The following is a 15,978-nucleotide window of genomic DNA, read 5'->3' as shown; positions in this document are numbered from 1 at the left end:
GTTATGAGAAAAAGATTCGTTCAATTTTCTTTTGCAGTACAGTATCTAAAGATTTTACAAATCCAGCAAATTCATCGGTAGAAATCATATGAGTAAGAACGAGTCGTCTGCCATCTGGTGTTTCACCGCATAAGACGAATGAAGAAAATTCATATGTTTTGTTTTCAACTACTAATTTTGGATAGGAATACGTGTCGCTTTTCTTCTTCTTTCCATCAATAGAGATGACGTTGCATTTTTTCTCATTGTTGTCCATGGTGAATCCCTCCTTTCTATTACTTATGGTAGACAAGGAGGGTTTAGAACAATAGAGAAGGGGGAATTTTTTATGTCTGTTGTAATAGAACGTATTCCAAAAGAGGCTATACCGAAGTCTTTATTGCTACTTGCTGATCCAAGTGAACTGCAAATAGCTACATATGTACAAAGAGGATTAACATACGTAGCTAAGCAGGGGGGGAGCGTTATCGGTGTATATGTTCTTTTGGAAACAAGGCCAAAGACGATGGAAATCATGAATATTGCGGTTGCAGAGCATTTACAAGGAAAAGGGATTGGGAAGAAGCTATTAAGGCATGCTGTAGAAACTGCTAAAGGATATGGTATGTCAAAACTTGAAGTTGGTACAGGCAATTCTAGTGTTTCACAACTTGCTTTATATCAAAAATGTGGATTTCGTATTTTTTCTATTGATTTTGATTACTTTTCGAAGCATTATGAAGAAGAGATTATTGAAAATGGGATTGTATGTCGTGATATGATCCGGCTTGCAATGGAATTGAATAAAAACGTATAACTATTTAGGGGGAAGAGAAGATGGAAGTACATAAAGCAATTACAGCACATTCTCGTAAACAAAATGAAAGTGTAAAAGCATGTTTACAATTAGATGCACAGCGTGAAGCAGCTATTGAAGCTGCCGTATCTCTTGCGTCAAACGGGAAAGAATTTTCGGTTGATGTCATTAATGTTGTAACGAAGCAAATTAATGATCTTGCAAAAAATGGTATTACCTTGCAGCGTAAATATGTTACAGAAGAAATGGTTATGGAGTATGTAAGTCGTTTGAAAGAGAAAGAAGGTCGTTAAAGATGATAGTTACAGTCGAATGGTTACGTGAGCATATAGAAGATGAGAATGTCCGTATAATCGATTGTCGTTTTGATTTAGCGAATCCTAATTGGGGTAGAGAAAAGTATGAAGAAGGACATATTCCTCATGCGTTATATTTTGATTTGAATTTAGATTTATCAAGTCCTATAGCAGAACATGGTGGCCGCCATCCTTTACCAAATATTGAGGAGTTTGCAGACAAGCTTTCGGAGGCTGGTATTGATGAGCATACGACAGTAATTGCGTATGACAGTCAAGCCGGTGCAAATGCTGCTCGTTTATGGTGGTTATGTAACTATGTAGGACATGAGAAAGTATATATATTAGATGGTGGTTTCCCGGCTTGGAAAGAGAATGGACTACCGACAACAGCGGAAATTCCTGTTGTTATACGAAAAACATTCAAAACAAACATACAAGATCATATGCTTGTAACGATGGAAACGGTCAGAGAGAATATCCGTGCAGGTGCGGATGTTACATTAATTGATTCTAGAGAGCCAAAGCGTTATGCTGGTGTCGAGGAACTTGTCGATCATAAAGCAGGTCATATTCCGACAGCGGTAAACCATTTTTGGAAGGATGGAATGTTGCAATCAGGACAATTTAAGAATGGAGCTGGGCAACAAGAACGCTTCCAAAATCTTTCGAAAGATAAGGAAACCATTGTATATTGTGGTTCTGGTGTTACAGCGTGCCCAAATATCGTTGCATTAAAATTAGCTGGATTCCAAAATGTTAAATTGTATGCAGGTAGCTGGAGTGATTGGATTTCTTATCCAGAAAATCAAATTGCAAAAGAAGAAGATTAATCACTTGCATGCAAAAATAATTTGTATTAAAATAAGGTCACAAGCAAGAGATTGCTCGAAAAACTTTGTATTTTACACATTGGAAACAATGTGATAATATAACGACAAGTAAATAATACATCCTGCGGTGTACGTAACTTATTTATGTCTAAAACCGATGTTAGTTATACGGAAGCTCAATATTTAGCGACCATCATCAAGCCTTCCTTGTGGAGGAAGATGTACGGTAACTGTGAGGGCATCCACCTGCGAGTAGCGGGTTTTTGGACATTTACGAGGAGCGGCACGTGCGGGGGTCTTATTTCAACTAACCTTATATAAAATTCCTACGGTGTACGTAGCTTATGCATGTCTTAAACCAATAAGTTTAATATGGAAGTTCAATATTTAAATGTAGCTAACATGCCATCTTTTTAAGAAGGAAGTTACAAACATTTGTGAGAGCATCCACCTGTGAGAGCAGGTTTATGGACATCTAGAGAGAACGGCATATGTGGGGCTATATAAAAACCTTACGTTTTATACGTAAGGTTTTTTTGTTGCATAGATATATCAATATTATCTTGATTCACCTGTGAAGTTTCCGTAATAAATGTAGCACTTTCTGTCTTCATCAATCTCTCTTGAATCTAAGGAGAATTCCATAGACATGCCGTCTCGCTGAATATATATAATATCTGAATGAAGAGATGGTAAAATTTCTTCATAGTTCCATACATCTTGACTATCTACTATGCTTGAACTCGTTTCACTTAGTTCTCTAATTTCAAAACCGATGTAGGAGTATGTAGGGTCTGAAGGGTCATTTGCGAAAACTTCTTTTTGAATATAAATAACTGCTGTTCCGTCTGGATCAACCGAAGTTGCAGTAACAACATAAGTATTTTTCTCTTTAATAAAATATTCACAAGTCATGCGTGCGATAATTTCAGAATTAGAAATATTGGCGTAGTTCCATAAAGCAGGATACCCTTTCGTTTCATCATTAAGTCGATATTCTAAGCGCATTTAATCCCTCTTCTTCCTTTTTCTTCTACTTTATCATGCTATCCTATATAATAGGAATAGAATTTAAAAAGGGGAGTGCGAAGGTGACAAAAACGAAATGGCTAGTAGGTGGTGTCGTAACGTCTTTAATGACTGGCACTTTATTTGGTTGCGCACAAGATCTTCCCCCAAAACCGAATGATAATAGTTGTTCTGATTGGGATTGGGATGATGAACTTGGGGTATGGCAGTGTGATGATAGTAGTTCAGGTTATCGTGGGCATTATTTCTATGGTGGGCGATACTATCAAAATAAATCCACTTTTAAAAATTCATCGGCGTTTAAATCGTATCAATCGTCTGCTGAATTTAAAGGTGGAATTGGAAGCGGTTCAAAGGGAGGATTTGGGGGCTAAAATATGTCGCAATACATAAGGGATCGAAAAGAATTTTATTTAAAATATCCGGATTTTTGGTCGGATTTATATGAATGTGAGTATAGTTTGTTTCATGTTTTTTCTATAACAAATCAGACTTTGGATCAATTACACTTAGCGACTGAACGAATGGGGAAAATATTTTTTAAGACTGCTAGACTGCTGCGTAATTTAAGTGACGAACAGCTTCTAGATCTTGGCTTTCCATCCGCGAGTTTATCTTTCATTAGAATGAAAGGGCTCTATCCTGAATCTGTAATTTCGCGATTTGATTTTGCTGTAACAGAGGATAACAAAATCAAAATGCTTGAGTTTAATAGTGATACACCAACTTTTATTGTGGAATGTTTTCAAATGAATGGGAAAGTATGTGGAAATCTAGGCTATGATGATCCAAACTCGGATCAAGAACGATTGCTATCTTCTGGTGTAACGAAAGCAGTAATGGAAGCGACAAAGGGATTAGATAATCCAAATGTTGTTTTTACAGCACATCATGAACATATCGAGGATTGGAATACCACTATGTATTTAAGTCAGCTATGCCATGTTGAAAATAAAGTAGTGCCAATGTCAGAACTTAGAATTACAAAGGATGCTCTAGTCGATAAAGATGGGGCGAAGATTGATGTTTTATATCGCCAAACATATCCGATAGAAGATTTAATTGAGGATCAAGATCCTGAAACAGGAGATTTGGTAGGTGTGGAACTGTTACAACTTGTAAAAGCCGGAAAGCTTTTTATAATAAATCCTTTGTCAGCATTTTTACTTCAGCCAAAATCAATTCAGTGTCTTATTTGGGGGTTAGCAGAAGAAGAGGCCTTTTATACAAATGAGGAACAACAGTGGATTAAAGAATATATGTTACCTACATATTTAGAACCAGATTTATTTTTAGGAAAAGGTTCTTTCGTTCAAAAACCTTCATTTGGGAGAGAAGGAGATACAATTACGATTCGCGATAAAGACGAAAATATTATGCTTCAAAATGCACACCAAACGTATAAAGCGTCACTGCCGATATTTCAAAAGTATATCGAACTGCCAGTCGTATCCTTGGAAACAGAAAAAGGGATCGAGAAACTGTCATATGTGTTTGGTTCGTTTTTAATTGCTGGAAAAGCGAGTAGTATCGGTATTCGTGCGGGAGAAAAGATTACAGGAAATGAATCGTACTATTTACCGGTAGGTATAAAAAGGAGGGGGAAAAATGATTAATTTTTTATTATATTTAGTAGTAACACTCGGCCTTTTATGTATAGGTCTGTTCTTGATGGAAGTGACAACGAAAGTAAAGGAATTTAAGTTAATGGCTCAAGGAAATAAGGCGGTAAGCTATGTGCTTGGAGGACGATTACTTGGGTTAGCTGTTGTTTTATATTCGACAGCAGCTAATTCAATTTCACTTCTTGATATGATTTCGTGGGGAGCAGTTGGGATTTTGGCTCAAATTATCGTCTTTTATTTAGCTGAGTGGCTTACACCACGCTTTAATATAAACAAAAGTCTCGAAGAAGATAATCAAGCAGTCGGTCTTTTTCTTATGTTTTTATCGCTTTCAATTGGGATTGTAATTGCTGGTTGTATAACTTATTAAAAACTTTACGTTTAAACGTAAAGTTTTTTATTTTATTCCGTAAAAGCCCGATTGGTGAGGGCTAATAATCAGTGGGGGATGAACAAAACCCCCACTGATTAAAGTTACACTTTATATACGTTAGTTTGCCATACCTTTTGAAAAAATTGTAGGCTACGGTTGACATCTATTTTAAATAAGAGTAACATTTTCAATGTAATGAAAATAAGTCTCTGTTAGGTGAGGCTCCTGTATAGAGAAATGCTACTGCCCAAAAATGTCGAGAGACGCCAATGGGTCAACAGGAATGATCGAATTAAGGTTTTTCTTAACGTAGCTGGTAATGTACCTATGCTATACAGTGCTAAAACTCGGTGAGGGAGAGGTCCGTAGATTTCTAATTATATTAGAAATCGTTTATTTGTGTATGTAATGGCCGCTACTCTCTTAAGGGTAGGGGTCTTTTTTGTTACCAAGCTATGAGTAATTTCATAGTATAAACTATAAAATTAAACGAGGAGGTGAGGAGCATGTCAAATTCTGACTCGGTTCCGTTACCCATATACTTCAAATCAAAAATATATGATGTAGGCAGGAAACGATTTGTTCCTCCCTCTATATTTATCACAATATAGCGTTTATAAAGCGCGAGACACTTTCACAGTAAAGTGGATAAATTGAGAAACAAAGCGTTTCTTCCTATGTTGTAAAGGAGGAGACGATAATATGTTATATGCAAACAAAACTGTGGGTAACACGTCATATAAACTAAGTAAAAAATCAATAAAAGAACAAACAATGCTCCAAAAAAATAAAGATTTATTAATTGAAATTGCAACAAGAGATGTCAAATCTGTATTTGCATATTTTAAAACAACAAGAGACGGACTATCAATGAAAGAGGCACAAAAACGTATTCAAGTATATGGCCGAAATGAACTAACTTCAAAAAGAGCACTTCTTACAGAAGTCATGATGAAGCTTGGTGGCATGATTCCAGGTTTTTCAAAACAACGTGTGTGTGATGAATTACAACGTGAAACGATTACTGTATCTAGAGTAGAATGTTCTAGTAGTACAGGGATAAATAGTGAACTGAAAATGATGGAGATACCAGTGCAAGAACTTGTACCTGGAGATATGATTTTTCTTTCGGCTGGAGATGCTGTGCCAGCTGATGTACGTATTATTTATGCAGATGATTTATTAGTGAATGAGTCTGTGTTAACGGGAAACGAAGCGAATATAGAGAAGTTTGAGAGCTGCTATCACCTTGAACGTAAACGATTTATTCCATTAAAACGGATGAAAGATTATAATCCACTTGAGCTTGAAAATGTATGTTTTAAAGGTTCGCATATCGTTAGTGGAAATGCAAAAGCTATCGTTGTTTCTACTGGAAAAAATACGTATTCAGGCATATTGCATACTTGTTGTAGTAGAACGTCTTAATGTGTTAATGGTGCTAAATATACAAAAACAATGTATAATAGACAAAGTTGAGCAAAAACGTAGAATGGTAATCTATTTATATAACCTTACGTGATAACGTGAGGTTATTATTTTTTTAATAGGAGAGGAATTATGAAAAAAGTATTATTAGTTGATGGTATGGCACTATTATTTCGTGCTTTTTACGCAACAAGTGTCTACGGACAATTTATGAAACGACAAGATGGAACCCCTACGAACGGGATTCATGGTTATATGAAACACTTGTTAACAGCTACGCAAGCGATCGAACCAACACATATCGTTACATGCTGGGATATGGGAAGTACGACATTTAGAACAGAATCGTTCTCGAATTATAAAGCAAATCGTGCAGCGCCACCAGAAGAATTAATTCCTCAATTTGATTTAGTGCAAGAAATGACTGCGAAATTATCCATTCCAGTTATCGGTATGAAAGGCTACGAAGCGGACGATTGTATCGGTACGCTTGCAAAACAATACTGCAATGAAGCTGAAGTTTATATTTTAACTGGTGATACAGATTTACTTCAACTTGTTGATAAGAACGTTACAGTTATGCTTCTGCGTAAAGGAATTGGAAATTACGAATATTACACACCGGAGAAAATCATGGAAGAAAAAGGTGTAGAGCCGTGGCAAATCGTCCATGCAAAAGCTTTCATGGGAGATACAAGTGATAATTATCCAGGTGTAAAAGGTATCGGTGAAAAAACAGCGTATAAGCTTATTCAAGAGCACGGAACAGTATCCGCTGTACTAGAAAATGTAGAATCATTAACAAAAGCGCAGCGTACGAAGATTGAAAGTGATTTAGAGAACTTAAATATTTCGTTGCAATTAGCACAAATTCACTGTGAAGTTCCAATTTCATGTTTACTAGAAGAGGGATTACACACAATGGATGAAGAAAAACTTAGATTTGTTTGTGAAGAAATGAATTGGGGAAGACCTGAAATATTAATAAATATGCTATAAATAGTTTGGAAAGAGGGATGTTGCATAAGTCGAACTTTGACTTGGTGACACCTTCTTTTTGTTTTTGTAAACAGTATGATAGTAAATAAAATTATGTCGAACTCAATTTTAAATATATAAATGTTTCGACAAGATATAATGATAAAAGTTGATGAAAATAGTAATTTTTATAATGAAGTGAATTAATTTCAACATAGTTTTAGAGAGTCTTTTTTTCGTGTTCACAAAGTTGTCAGAAAATAAACGGAATTTTCATATGAAGTTCAAATAGAATTCACAACAATCAATTATTATAAGGACACACAGATAATTCTTTATCTTTTATATAAACCATCCCCCAAGGAGGACAATGAAAATGAGAAAAAAAGTGAGAAAATCTTTTAAACAATTATTAATTGAAAATAAACAATCACTATTAAATAATAAAGAAAATATGAAAGAAATTGAAGAGAGAATTGAGAAACGACATGTAGCATATAGTGGTGCTAGTAATTAAATAAAATAAAAAAGATAGCCTATGCAGGCTATCTTTTTTATTTTATATTGAAAAAACGCTATTCATCTCTTTAATTTATGTAAATTTGCAAGATATTTTTATAGTGTTTTTCTATCAATATTACTCATTTTTCGAGGTTGAAATTGGTATATACCAATTTTTGAGATTCGCTATTCATAATATTACAAAAAATGTTACAATACACTCAAATTTATACTATAAAATCATTTTAATATGAAAAATTGGAATGAAAAGAAAGGAGAGGAATATGAATAAAGATGTCGCTTTGAAATGATTATTATCATTTCATTAGGAGTTGATGTAAAAAGATGAAGAGATACGAGGAATTGGATTCTATAAGAGGGATTTCTTCATTAATAGTAATGATCGGTCATCATTTAATGATTTTTTCAGCATTTCAAAATTACAGTTATGAAGATAATAAACCATTTGTTGTGTATCTATTAAAAGAAACGCCTGCTCGTCTAATTTTTAGTAGTGGTAATGAATCTGTTATTATCTTTTTTGTTTTGAGCGGATTTGTTTTGTATGAATCTATTCAAAAAACCTATAGTAGTTATGGATCATACCTTTTAAAACGTATATGCAGAATATACATTCCCTATATTGTAGCACTAATTATAGCTATTATATGCCAGACTACAATTAGGGGATATGGTATTTCTTATTTAAGTGAATGGTTTAATCGCTCGTGGACGATTGAAAGTTCTTCAAGTTTAATAGCGCAACATATTTTATTGGTTGGGAAATATAATACAGATGCATATAACGGTGTGATTTGGTCACTTGTCCATGAAATGCGAATATCAATAATTTTTCCGCTAATTTTGATGATTTGCTTACGAAAAACGTTGAGGTGTTCATTACTATTATTGTTTAGTTTTAGTATATGTTCTGTCGTAATATTATTTTTGTTTCGCTCGGGCTTAACATTAACAAGCTATGCATTAACGTTGCATTATACGGTGCTGTTTTTACTAGGGGCACTAATTGCGAAGTATAAAAATAAATTAATAGTTTTTTATAGTAATTGTACTAAAAACACGAAAATTGCATGGTTTTTATTTGCGACTTTACTTTTTATGTATGAAGGACTTATTGGAGAAATGAAAGTGCTCAATAATTTTATATTTCGAGACTACGTAGTGGCGATAAGTGCAAGTCTATTTGTCATATTAAGCTTGTCAATATCAACTTTGTCGTCCTTGCTACGCAATAAATACTTGTTATATTTAGGGAAGATTTCTTACAGTCTTTATTTATACCATATTATATCATTGTTTTCCCTTATATACATGCTCCATGAAATATTACCGTTGCCTATTATTTTAATTTTTTCACTTGTTTTTTCGTTTATACTTGCAATACTTTCGTATATATATGTAGAAAAATTTGCATTCAGAGTCGGAAAGTATGTAACAAAACAAGTGGATAGAAAGAAGAGAGGGGTATCTGTAAAGAGTGACTTGCAGGATGTTATTCAGAAAAGGGCGGTGAAATAATTGAAGCAAGAAATGAGTATAAAAGATTTTCAACAATTATTGAAAAGAAGATTCGTAACGATTATTTTAACGATGTGTTGTTTAACCGCTTCTTTAGTTCTTATCTCTATGTATGTTTTAAAGCCGTCATATCAATATTCAACGCAAATTCTTGTTGGGAATTTAGATGAGTTTAATAAGGAAAATTCAACAAATAAAACACAAGAAAATAAGCAACTAGTAACATCGTATGTTGATATTTTAAAAAGCCCATTAATTATATCAACAGTCAAAAAAACTTTGAAATTAGAGCAATCAAGTTATGAATTAGCACAAAAAATCTCGGTGGTGAATACAGACAACTCACAAATTGTAACTGTTATAGTAAAAGATTCCAATCCGAAAGTCGTGAAAGACATTGTAAAGACATTGGCAGAGCAATCACAACAAAGTTTTCAACAGTACACAAATGTACAAGGTGTGAAAGTGTTGACGGATCCTGAGTTACAGGAACAGGCTGAAAAATTGTTTCCAAAATTTCAACTGATCATTCCTATTTCTTTAATTGTTAGTTTTTTTGTTGGGATAGGTTTAGCTGTATTTCAAGATTATTTTGATGAACGTATATACACGGAACAAGATTTAGAGAAAATAACAACAGTCTCTGTTATTGGTCACATAAATATGAAACCGAATAGAAAAAAGAAACCTACAGAGGTTGATAAACAATCATCTATATATCGAGGTGAACATGTCGATGTTTAGGACAAAGAAACAGCTGCCATCCGATTTGCATGATGATCTGATGAAAGAGCAGTTTTATACGGTGTATCACGAGCTGAAAAAATCTGGGAAACAACTGTTCACAGTTAGTTCAACGAAGGACAGAGGGGTTGTTGCCTCGCTTATAGTAAATATGGGTCTAGTGTTTGCGGAAATGAGGAAAAAGGTGTTACTTATTGATGTGAATTTTTCTGACCCTAAATTACATGTATTATTACAAAGTGATCACATGATAACAGTAAACGATATAATAAGCTCTTCCCCCTACAATTATGAATCTTTTTCTAGTAATTTGTCTAAATACTTATATTGTATTCCTGCAAAAAAAACAGTACACACAGGGACGCCCTTAGTTGCTATGGATGAATTTGATAATGCGATTGCTAAGTGGAAAGAAGATTTTGATTACATTTTTTTTTATTCTTCTGAAGTATTTGATCTTCCTGCTACGCACATTATTGCAGAGAAATGCGATGGAGTGGTCTTAGCAGTTAAAAAGCGAAAAGATTCACTACGTACAGTGCAAAAAGTAATAGCGGATATAAATAGGAAAGAATGTGAATTAATAGGTATAATTTTATATTCTTGAATGTGGGGGTAACGATCCATGATTCGTGAAACCAATCAAGCCAAGTTGTATACGATTCCGGCTCAAGAAAAGCCTAGCATATTGAATCGAAGTGTAAAACGCTTGTTTGATATTATATTTTCACTCATATTGTTACTATTAACGATACCAATTATGTTGTTCTTTTGTATTATGATTACTTTAGAAACATCAGGGGCTCCAATTTACTTTCAAGAACGTTTAGGTATAAACGGGAAGAAGTTTAATGTATTTAAATTAAGATCAATGGTAAAGGATGCTGAAATAAATGGCCCACAATGGGCAAAAGAACATGATTCAAGAATTACAAAAGTTGGATTGTTTATAAGAAAAACGAGAATTGATGAATTACCACAACTTTTAAATATTTTAAGAGGAGATATGTCTTTTGTAGGTCCTAGACCAGAGAGAGAGTTTTTTTATAATGAATTTGATGCGTATATTCCAGAATTTAAGGAACGTTTAATAGTAAAACCAGGATTAACAGGATGGGCACAAATAAATGGAGGGTATAATCTTGATCCAAAGGAAAAGTTGAGGCTTGACATGGAGTATATTGAAATGAAAACATTTCGGATGGACATCCGTATTTTATGTAAAACCGTTTTAATTGTATTGAACGGTAATGGTGCAAGATAAATATGTAAACAAACAACATATGTAAGTAGGTTACTTGCAAAGGAGAACTTGTATGGATAGATCTATTCTAAACAATATTATCCATCTATTTTATAGTACAATTTTAGCTAACCTTCTTCAGGCCGTCAGTTTAATTGTTTTAGCAAACTTTTTTAACGCACAACATTATGGGATGTTTAGTGTTGCCATAGCAGTGACGTTTGTTATGTTATTCTTTACAGACTTAGGACTTAGTAATACGTTTCTTCGAGAAGGGGCAAAGGATGGAGCAGATTTAGAGCAGATTTTATCATCGTATATAAAAATAAGGATGATTCTACTTATTTTTATTTCTATCATCGGTTATATTGCTATTCATTATATGTATGCGGATAAAAATTTAATTTATATGATGATAAACGTAATGTTTTTCATGTTAATAGGATTAACTTGGCAAAACATAGGGATTGCCTATTTTCAACTGACGGAACGTATGAAGTATATAGCGCTCATAAAAGTTGTATCAGCATCAGTTGTCATTATAATTACATGTTTTTGTATTTTCGGAGAGTTACCGGTGTATGTAACGGCTCGTTTATATGCTTTTGGGTATATGATCGGTGGTTTATTTAGTATATATATCATGAGAAGAAAGACGAAAATGAATATGAAAGTCGTAATTCATAAAGCGTTATTTTGGCAATTAACTCCCTTTATTATTAGCGGTTTTTTAATAATGAGTACGCCACAATTAGCACCTATCTTGCTTAACTATACATTGCCATTAAGTATGGTAGGTGTTTTTGCAGTGGCGTACCGGATGCCGGCAGCTTTATATCAAGTACCAGGGGTAATTGCAGGTGCATTTTTTCCAGTGCTCTTTAAGCATTATAACCAGAATAATATAGAAGAGCATACGAAATTAAATTTACTTCAAATTAAATCAATGGCGATTGTAGGAATATGTATGACGATCGGTTTATATCATTTAGCACCATACTTTATTTCTATATTTTTTCATGAAGAATGGAGCAATGCAGTAGAGCCACTCCAAATATTATCATTTCTTATTGTGCTACAAAGTTTAAATATTGCCATTGCTGACGGTTTAACGACGAGTGGATGTCAAAATAAGAGAACTGTTGTGCAGTGTGTAGCATTGGTGATAGGTGGGGTTATGCTTTATAGCTTTAGTAGTCTTGGTGAAGTGATAGGAGCAGCATACGCTATGGTTTTATTTGAAATAGTCGCTTTAGTGGGATATATAGCAGTGAGTGTAGTGAAGAAAAAAATTGTATTCCAAATTGTAATACCGTATACAATTTATTTTGGTGTAACCTTTATTGGAGTGCAATATATATTGCATACATATCATTTAATTGCGCTTGTTCTTAATATACTAATTGTACTAGCTGTCATATTCCTATATGATTATGAGCTAAAAAAACTTCTTCTTTCTTTTATAAGAAAAATACGCAAAAAGGATTATATTACGAAACAGGGGATATAGCCTATGGAAAATAATATGAAAGTATCGATGGGATGGATTATTCTTCTAATATTATTTGTTATGCTAAGTAAATACAATTTATATATTGGATTTTCATTGAAGATATATATGATTTTTTTAGTCATATATTTTTGTTTAACAATTAAAGACTTTCATATTCAAAAATTATATTTTCATGAAGTTATATTTTTACTGTTTTATTTCATTTATTGTTTAAGTGGAATTCTTTCTATGTATTTAAATGCTAGTATTCGTATGATTTTTGGCGTGCTACTCGTTTTAGGATGCTATTTTATAATGAGAAATTTATTGGGGAATACTGAAATAGTGGTACTTGAATCATCTATTGCTTATGTAGGAGTAGTATTTAATGTTGTAAGTCTAATACTCTATATAATCGGTTTACAATACTTTAGTTTATACGGTGGAGAAGAGAGAGAAATTTTTGCTGGTTTATTAGTGGATAGAGGATATCCACGGTTAATTGGATTGCTAGATGATCCTAACATCTTTATTTTCTATAATACAATATTTTTTATGTACTATATGACGAATTTACAAAATATCACTAACATTCTAGGGTTAATTTTATGTGTTACGACGAGTTTATTAACTTTTTCAAGGGGGGGTATACTAGCGCTTGTGCTTGTCGTTTTTGTATATATATGTATGTCTAGTTTCGCTAAAAAAATAAAAATAATTATAAGTTTAGTATTGTTTAGTGTAGTTATTTTTAGTTTATCGAATAGTGTAATGGGGGGGCAATTAGATGACATATTAAATAAACGAATTTCTGATTTTTCCCATGATAATGGAAGTGGTAGATTTACATTATGGGAAGCTGCTTTTAAATATTATTTATCCAATCCATATATCGGAATCGGTGCTTTTAACTTTTCGAATTATTATGAGTATCAATTTAATGAAAAATTATATGTACACAATACATTTTTAGAAATCTTGTCTGAATCGGGTACAATTGGTTTTCTTCTATATAGCGCGTTTTTATTCATATTAATGTTCAAGCTAGCGCAGCATACTTTGTTTCGTGAAAAACCATATCTTCTATTGACTATGATTGCATTTATATTTCAGATGATGTCATTGTCACTCATTATTAACGAAGCATTCTTTTTATTTTTAGCAGTTGTTGTGAAGTATATTTCAATATATGAAGGAAGGGGAAAGATAGATGGTAAAATGGCTATCAGCACATAACGAGCCGCCTTATGTTTCTGTAATAACACCTTCTTATAATAGTATACGATTTATAGGTGAGACAATTTTATCTGTACAGAATCAATCGTATGAAAACTGGGAAATGCTTATCGTTGATGACGGTTCAACCGACCAATCTGCCACAAAAATTAAAGATATAATAGAAGGAGACTCACGTATTAGGTTATTATCATTAAAACAAAATGTTGGTGCTGCTAAAGCTCGAAATTTAGCGATCCAAGAGGCGAGAGGAAGGTACATTGCCTTTTTAGATAGCGATGATATATGGTTGCCGCATAAATTGAAGACACAATTGTTATTTATGGAAGAAATGAATATTGCTTTTTCATATGCGTCGTATAGTTTAATTGATGAAAACGGTAATGAATTAAATCGTGAAGTGAGTGCACCAAAATCTGTTGACTATCATTATTTAGTAGGAAATACAATTATCGGTTGTTTAACAGTGATGATTGATCGTGAAAAAATTCCATATGTCGAAATGCCTAGTATACAGCCGGAAGATACAGCGTTATGGCTGAACTTATTACATGAAGGGTATGAAGCAAAAGGGATACAGCAAGTGTTAGCAAAATATAGAATTGTTACAAATTCTGTTTCTAGAAATAAAATTAGAGCAGCTTTCCGGTATTGGAAATTGTTAAGGGAACAAGAACGACTGAATTCGGTGCAAATTTTTTACTATTTTAGTAAGTATGCTTATCATGCTTATAAAAAAAATAAAATTAATGTAGTTGGGAAGACGCAATTATGAATATACTGTTGATGACAGATAAATTGATAACTGGCGGAGCCGAGAGCTATTTTTGTAAATTGGAAAGTAATTTGCGTTATGATGATTTTAAGATTTATACAGCTGCAGGTGATGGAGAACTATATGAATCTCTTACTAGAAAAGAAAATTTTATATTACTTAGTCGATGGAATCATTTGAGAAATATTTATTATTTACGAAACGAAATTTGTAAACGAAAGATAGAACTTATTCATGCAAATAGTTTGCGAATGGTATTATATGCTTTTCTAATTCAAAAGTTTATTAAAAAAAAGATGAAAATTGTTTATACGAAACATAATGTAACGATATTAGAAAAGAAAATGCCAACGCTTTTTCGTTATTTCATGAATAAATATGTGAACAATATTATTACAGTAAGTGAGTTTGAGAAGAATAATTTAATTTCAATTCATGTAGCAGAAGAAAAAATAAATACAATTTATAACGGTGTCGATATTGAAAAGTTTTTATTCCAGCAGAAAAAGAAAGAATCTACATATAAAATAGGGATATTAGCTAGATTATCCAAAGAGAAAAACCATCAACTATTTGTCAAAATTGCAAATGTGTTGAAAAAGAGAAATGATTTTATGTTTTATATTGCTGGTGATGGACCAGAGAAAGAATCGATTATGAAAGAAATAGAAAAATATGGATTACAGCAAAGGGTGAAGATGCTAGGGACTATTTCAGAGCCGCATGAGTTTATAGGGAATATGGATGCTTTACTTTTATTATCTTTTCGTGAAGTGTTTCCAATGGTAGTAATTGAAGCGATGGCTACAGGGACACCAATTGTTTCAATAGATGTTGGTGGAATACATGAAGCGGTAATAGATGGAGAATCAGGTGTTTTAATATCTGAATATTGCGAATCTGAATTCGCAAGTGCACTTGAAGAACTACAAGGGGATGAACAAAGGGTAAAGGATATTAGATTGAAAGCACGAGAGAAAGCAGTGAGGTATTTCTCGTTAGCTAAAATGATAGAAGAAACGAAAAATATATATGAGTTAAACAAATGACCGGGTAGGTCGTTTGTTTTTTTAATTATAGAAACTTTTAA

At 33.1% G+C, this 15,978-nt stretch carries 19 protein-coding genes, 2 other RNA genes and 1 riboswitch; of the genes, 19 read left to right on the top strand and 2 right to left on the bottom strand.

Features of this window, described 5'->3' with window-relative positions:
- Position 1: 1 nt before the first annotated feature.
- Entirely contained in the window at positions 2 to 256 is a 255-nt protein-coding gene (locus ACTFO4_RS09440) for a DUF3931 domain-containing protein (protein ID WP_000369740.1), read from the bottom strand.
- Between the two features lie 72 nt (positions 257 to 328).
- Here ACTFO4_RS09440 and ACTFO4_RS09435 point away from each other — a divergent pair, with 72 nt between their 5' ends.
- The 5 genes from ACTFO4_RS09435 (at position 329) to ssrS (ACTFO4_RS09415) (ending at position 2,429) form a co-directional block, all read left to right on the top strand.
- Positions 329 to 796: a GNAT family N-acetyltransferase gene (locus tag ACTFO4_RS09435; protein ID WP_017673000.1), complete on the top strand. Its 468-nt coding sequence runs from the start codon at positions 329 to 331 to the stop codon at positions 794 to 796.
- A gap of 20 nt (positions 797 to 816) precedes the next feature.
- The gene (locus ACTFO4_RS09430; protein ID WP_000451814.1) at positions 817 to 1,089 is read left to right on the top strand and encodes a YpbS family protein; all 273 of its coding nucleotides are present in this window, start codon (positions 817 to 819) and stop codon (positions 1,087 to 1,089) included.
- 2 nt (positions 1,090 to 1,091) lie between these two features.
- Complete coding sequence (locus ACTFO4_RS09425; protein WP_017672999.1) at positions 1,092 to 1,925, top strand: sulfurtransferase; 834 nt, start codon at positions 1,092 to 1,094, stop codon at positions 1,923 to 1,925.
- A gap of 116 nt (positions 1,926 to 2,041) precedes the next feature.
- Positions 2,042 to 2,224: non-coding RNA, 6S RNA (gene ssrS / locus ACTFO4_RS09420), on the top strand.
- 21 nt (positions 2,225 to 2,245) lie between these two features.
- A non-coding RNA gene (gene ssrS, locus ACTFO4_RS09415) (6S RNA) lies at positions 2,246 to 2,429 on the top strand.
- A 54-nt stretch (positions 2,430 to 2,483) separates the two neighbouring features.
- Here ssrS (ACTFO4_RS09415) and ACTFO4_RS09410 read toward each other — a convergent pair.
- Positions 2,484 to 2,933, bottom strand: a complete 450-nt coding sequence (locus ACTFO4_RS09410; protein ID WP_001235524.1) for a hypothetical protein — start codon at positions 2,931 to 2,933, stop codon at positions 2,484 to 2,486.
- An 83-nt stretch (positions 2,934 to 3,016) separates the two neighbouring features.
- Between ACTFO4_RS09410 and ACTFO4_RS09405 the strand changes: the two genes are divergently transcribed.
- The 14 genes from ACTFO4_RS09405 to ACTFO4_RS09340 all read left to right on the top strand — a co-directional run bounded on the left by ACTFO4_RS09405 (position 3,017) and on the right by ACTFO4_RS09340 (position 15,937).
- Positions 3,017 to 3,328 (top strand): hypothetical protein, encoded by a 312-nt coding sequence (locus ACTFO4_RS09405; protein ID WP_000169030.1) that lies wholly within the window; start codon positions 3,017 to 3,019, stop codon positions 3,326 to 3,328.
- Positions 3,329 to 3,331: 3 nt separating this feature from the next.
- Positions 3,332 to 4,570, top strand: coding sequence for a glutathionylspermidine synthase family protein (locus ACTFO4_RS09400; RefSeq protein ID WP_000084933.1), 1,239 nt, complete (start codon positions 3,332 to 3,334; stop codon positions 4,568 to 4,570).
- Positions 4,563 to 4,949 carry a DUF350 domain-containing protein gene (locus ACTFO4_RS09395; RefSeq protein ID WP_000606869.1) on the top strand — a complete coding sequence of 129 codons (387 nt, stop codon included), beginning with the start codon at positions 4,563 to 4,565 and terminating at the stop codon, positions 4,947 to 4,949. The genes ACTFO4_RS09400 and ACTFO4_RS09395 overlap by 8 nt, the downstream gene beginning before the upstream one ends.
- A 204-nt stretch (positions 4,950 to 5,153) precedes the next feature.
- Positions 5,154 to 5,319, top strand: a riboswitch (M-box (ykoK) riboswitch).
- A 335-nt stretch (positions 5,320 to 5,654) separates the two neighbouring features.
- Positions 5,655 to 6,380, top strand: coding sequence for a P-type ATPase (locus ACTFO4_RS09390; protein WP_061456983.1), 726 nt, complete (start codon positions 5,655 to 5,657; stop codon positions 6,378 to 6,380).
- A 132-nt stretch (positions 6,381 to 6,512) separates the two neighbouring features.
- Positions 6,513 to 7,379, top strand: coding sequence for a 5'-3' exonuclease (locus tag ACTFO4_RS09385; protein WP_000757069.1), 867 nt, complete (start codon positions 6,513 to 6,515; stop codon positions 7,377 to 7,379).
- 355 nt (positions 7,380 to 7,734) lie between these two features.
- Complete coding sequence (locus tag ACTFO4_RS09380; protein WP_001228048.1) at positions 7,735 to 7,875, top strand: FbpB family small basic protein; 141 nt, start codon at positions 7,735 to 7,737, stop codon at positions 7,873 to 7,875.
- Positions 7,876 to 8,204: 329 nt separating this feature from the next.
- Entirely contained in the window at positions 8,205 to 9,398 is a 1,194-nt protein-coding gene (locus tag ACTFO4_RS09375; protein ID WP_061456984.1) for an acyltransferase family protein, read from the top strand.
- Positions 9,399 to 10,142 carry a YveK family protein gene (locus tag ACTFO4_RS09370; RefSeq protein ID WP_440013392.1) on the top strand — a complete coding sequence of 248 codons (744 nt, stop codon included), beginning with the start codon at positions 9,399 to 9,401 and terminating at the stop codon, positions 10,140 to 10,142. It abuts the gene before it with no gap.
- Positions 10,129 to 10,749 (top strand): CpsD/CapB family tyrosine-protein kinase, encoded by a 621-nt coding sequence (locus tag ACTFO4_RS09365; RefSeq protein ID WP_061456986.1) that lies wholly within the window; start codon positions 10,129 to 10,131, stop codon positions 10,747 to 10,749. Before ACTFO4_RS09370 ends, ACTFO4_RS09365 begins: the two co-directional genes overlap by 14 nt.
- Before the next feature lie 18 nt (positions 10,750 to 10,767).
- Positions 10,768 to 11,406 carry a sugar transferase gene (locus tag ACTFO4_RS09360; RefSeq protein ID WP_000617653.1) on the top strand — a complete coding sequence of 213 codons (639 nt, stop codon included), beginning with the start codon at positions 10,768 to 10,770 and terminating at the stop codon, positions 11,404 to 11,406.
- A 52-nt stretch (positions 11,407 to 11,458) separates the two neighbouring features.
- Positions 11,459 to 12,895 (top strand): oligosaccharide flippase family protein, encoded by a 1,437-nt coding sequence (locus ACTFO4_RS09355; RefSeq protein WP_061456987.1) that lies wholly within the window; start codon positions 11,459 to 11,461, stop codon positions 12,893 to 12,895.
- A gap of 3 nt (positions 12,896 to 12,898) precedes the next feature.
- Positions 12,899 to 14,113 carry an O-antigen ligase family protein gene (locus tag ACTFO4_RS09350; RefSeq protein ID WP_061456988.1) on the top strand — a complete coding sequence of 405 codons (1,215 nt, stop codon included), beginning with the start codon at positions 12,899 to 12,901 and terminating at the stop codon, positions 14,111 to 14,113.
- The gene (locus tag ACTFO4_RS09345) at positions 14,088 to 14,888 is read left to right on the top strand and encodes a glycosyltransferase family 2 protein (RefSeq protein ID WP_017672994.1); all 801 of its coding nucleotides are present in this window, start codon (positions 14,088 to 14,090) and stop codon (positions 14,886 to 14,888) included. The genes ACTFO4_RS09350 and ACTFO4_RS09345 overlap by 26 nt, the downstream gene beginning before the upstream one ends.
- Positions 14,885 to 15,937 carry a glycosyltransferase family 4 protein gene (locus tag ACTFO4_RS09340; RefSeq protein ID WP_061456989.1) on the top strand — a complete coding sequence of 351 codons (1,053 nt, stop codon included), beginning with the start codon at positions 14,885 to 14,887 and terminating at the stop codon, positions 15,935 to 15,937. Before ACTFO4_RS09345 ends, ACTFO4_RS09340 begins: the two co-directional genes overlap by 4 nt.
- Positions 15,938 to 15,978: the final 41 nt, after the last annotated feature.

It is taken from the genome of Bacillus cereus group sp. MYBKT14-1, from assembly GCF_051915185.1.
GTDB lineage: Bacteria > Bacillota > Bacilli > Bacillales > Bacillaceae_G > Bacillus_A > Bacillus_A cereus.
This window is presented reverse-complemented; position numbering and strand designations above follow the sequence as displayed.

What these genes read in the sequence shown, in the direction of transcription:
- ACTFO4_RS09390 (WP_061456983.1), top strand. Translation starts at nt 5,655, where the DNA reads ATGTTATATGCAAACAAAACTGTGGGTAACACGTCATATAAACTAAGT.
- ACTFO4_RS09340 (WP_061456989.1), top strand. Translation starts at nt 14,885, where the DNA reads ATGAATATACTGTTGATGACAGATAAATTGATAACTGGCGGAGCCGAG.
- ACTFO4_RS09410 (WP_001235524.1), bottom strand. Translation starts at nt 2,933, where the DNA reads ATGCGCTTAGAATATCGACTTAATGATGAAACGAAAGGGTATCCTGCT.
- ACTFO4_RS09385 (WP_000757069.1), top strand. Translation starts at nt 6,513, where the DNA reads ATGAAAAAAGTATTATTAGTTGATGGTATGGCACTATTATTTCGTGCT.
- ACTFO4_RS09435 (WP_017673000.1), top strand. Translation starts at nt 329, where the DNA reads ATGTCTGTTGTAATAGAACGTATTCCAAAAGAGGCTATACCGAAGTCT.
- ACTFO4_RS09345 (WP_017672994.1), top strand. Translation starts at nt 14,088, where the DNA reads ATGGTAAAATGGCTATCAGCACATAACGAGCCGCCTTATGTTTCTGTA.
- ACTFO4_RS09395 (WP_000606869.1), top strand. Translation starts at nt 4,563, where the DNA reads ATGATTAATTTTTTATTATATTTAGTAGTAACACTCGGCCTTTTATGT.
- ACTFO4_RS09375 (WP_061456984.1), top strand. Translation starts at nt 8,205, where the DNA reads ATGAAGAGATACGAGGAATTGGATTCTATAAGAGGGATTTCTTCATTA.
- ACTFO4_RS09360 (WP_000617653.1), top strand. Translation starts at nt 10,768, where the DNA reads ATGATTCGTGAAACCAATCAAGCCAAGTTGTATACGATTCCGGCTCAA.
- ACTFO4_RS09425 (WP_017672999.1), top strand. Translation starts at nt 1,092, where the DNA reads ATGATAGTTACAGTCGAATGGTTACGTGAGCATATAGAAGATGAGAAT.
- ACTFO4_RS09440 (WP_000369740.1), bottom strand. Translation starts at nt 256, where the DNA reads ATGGACAACAATGAGAAAAAATGCAACGTCATCTCTATTGATGGAAAG.
- ACTFO4_RS09355 (WP_061456987.1), top strand. Translation starts at nt 11,459, where the DNA reads ATGGATAGATCTATTCTAAACAATATTATCCATCTATTTTATAGTACA.
- ACTFO4_RS09365 (WP_061456986.1), top strand. Translation starts at nt 10,129, where the DNA reads ATGTCGATGTTTAGGACAAAGAAACAGCTGCCATCCGATTTGCATGAT.
- ACTFO4_RS09350 (WP_061456988.1), top strand. Translation starts at nt 12,899, where the DNA reads ATGGAAAATAATATGAAAGTATCGATGGGATGGATTATTCTTCTAATA.
- ACTFO4_RS09400 (WP_000084933.1), top strand. Translation starts at nt 3,332, where the DNA reads ATGTCGCAATACATAAGGGATCGAAAAGAATTTTATTTAAAATATCCG.
- ACTFO4_RS09380 (WP_001228048.1), top strand. Translation starts at nt 7,735, where the DNA reads ATGAGAAAAAAAGTGAGAAAATCTTTTAAACAATTATTAATTGAAAAT.
- ACTFO4_RS09430 (WP_000451814.1), top strand. Translation starts at nt 817, where the DNA reads ATGGAAGTACATAAAGCAATTACAGCACATTCTCGTAAACAAAATGAA.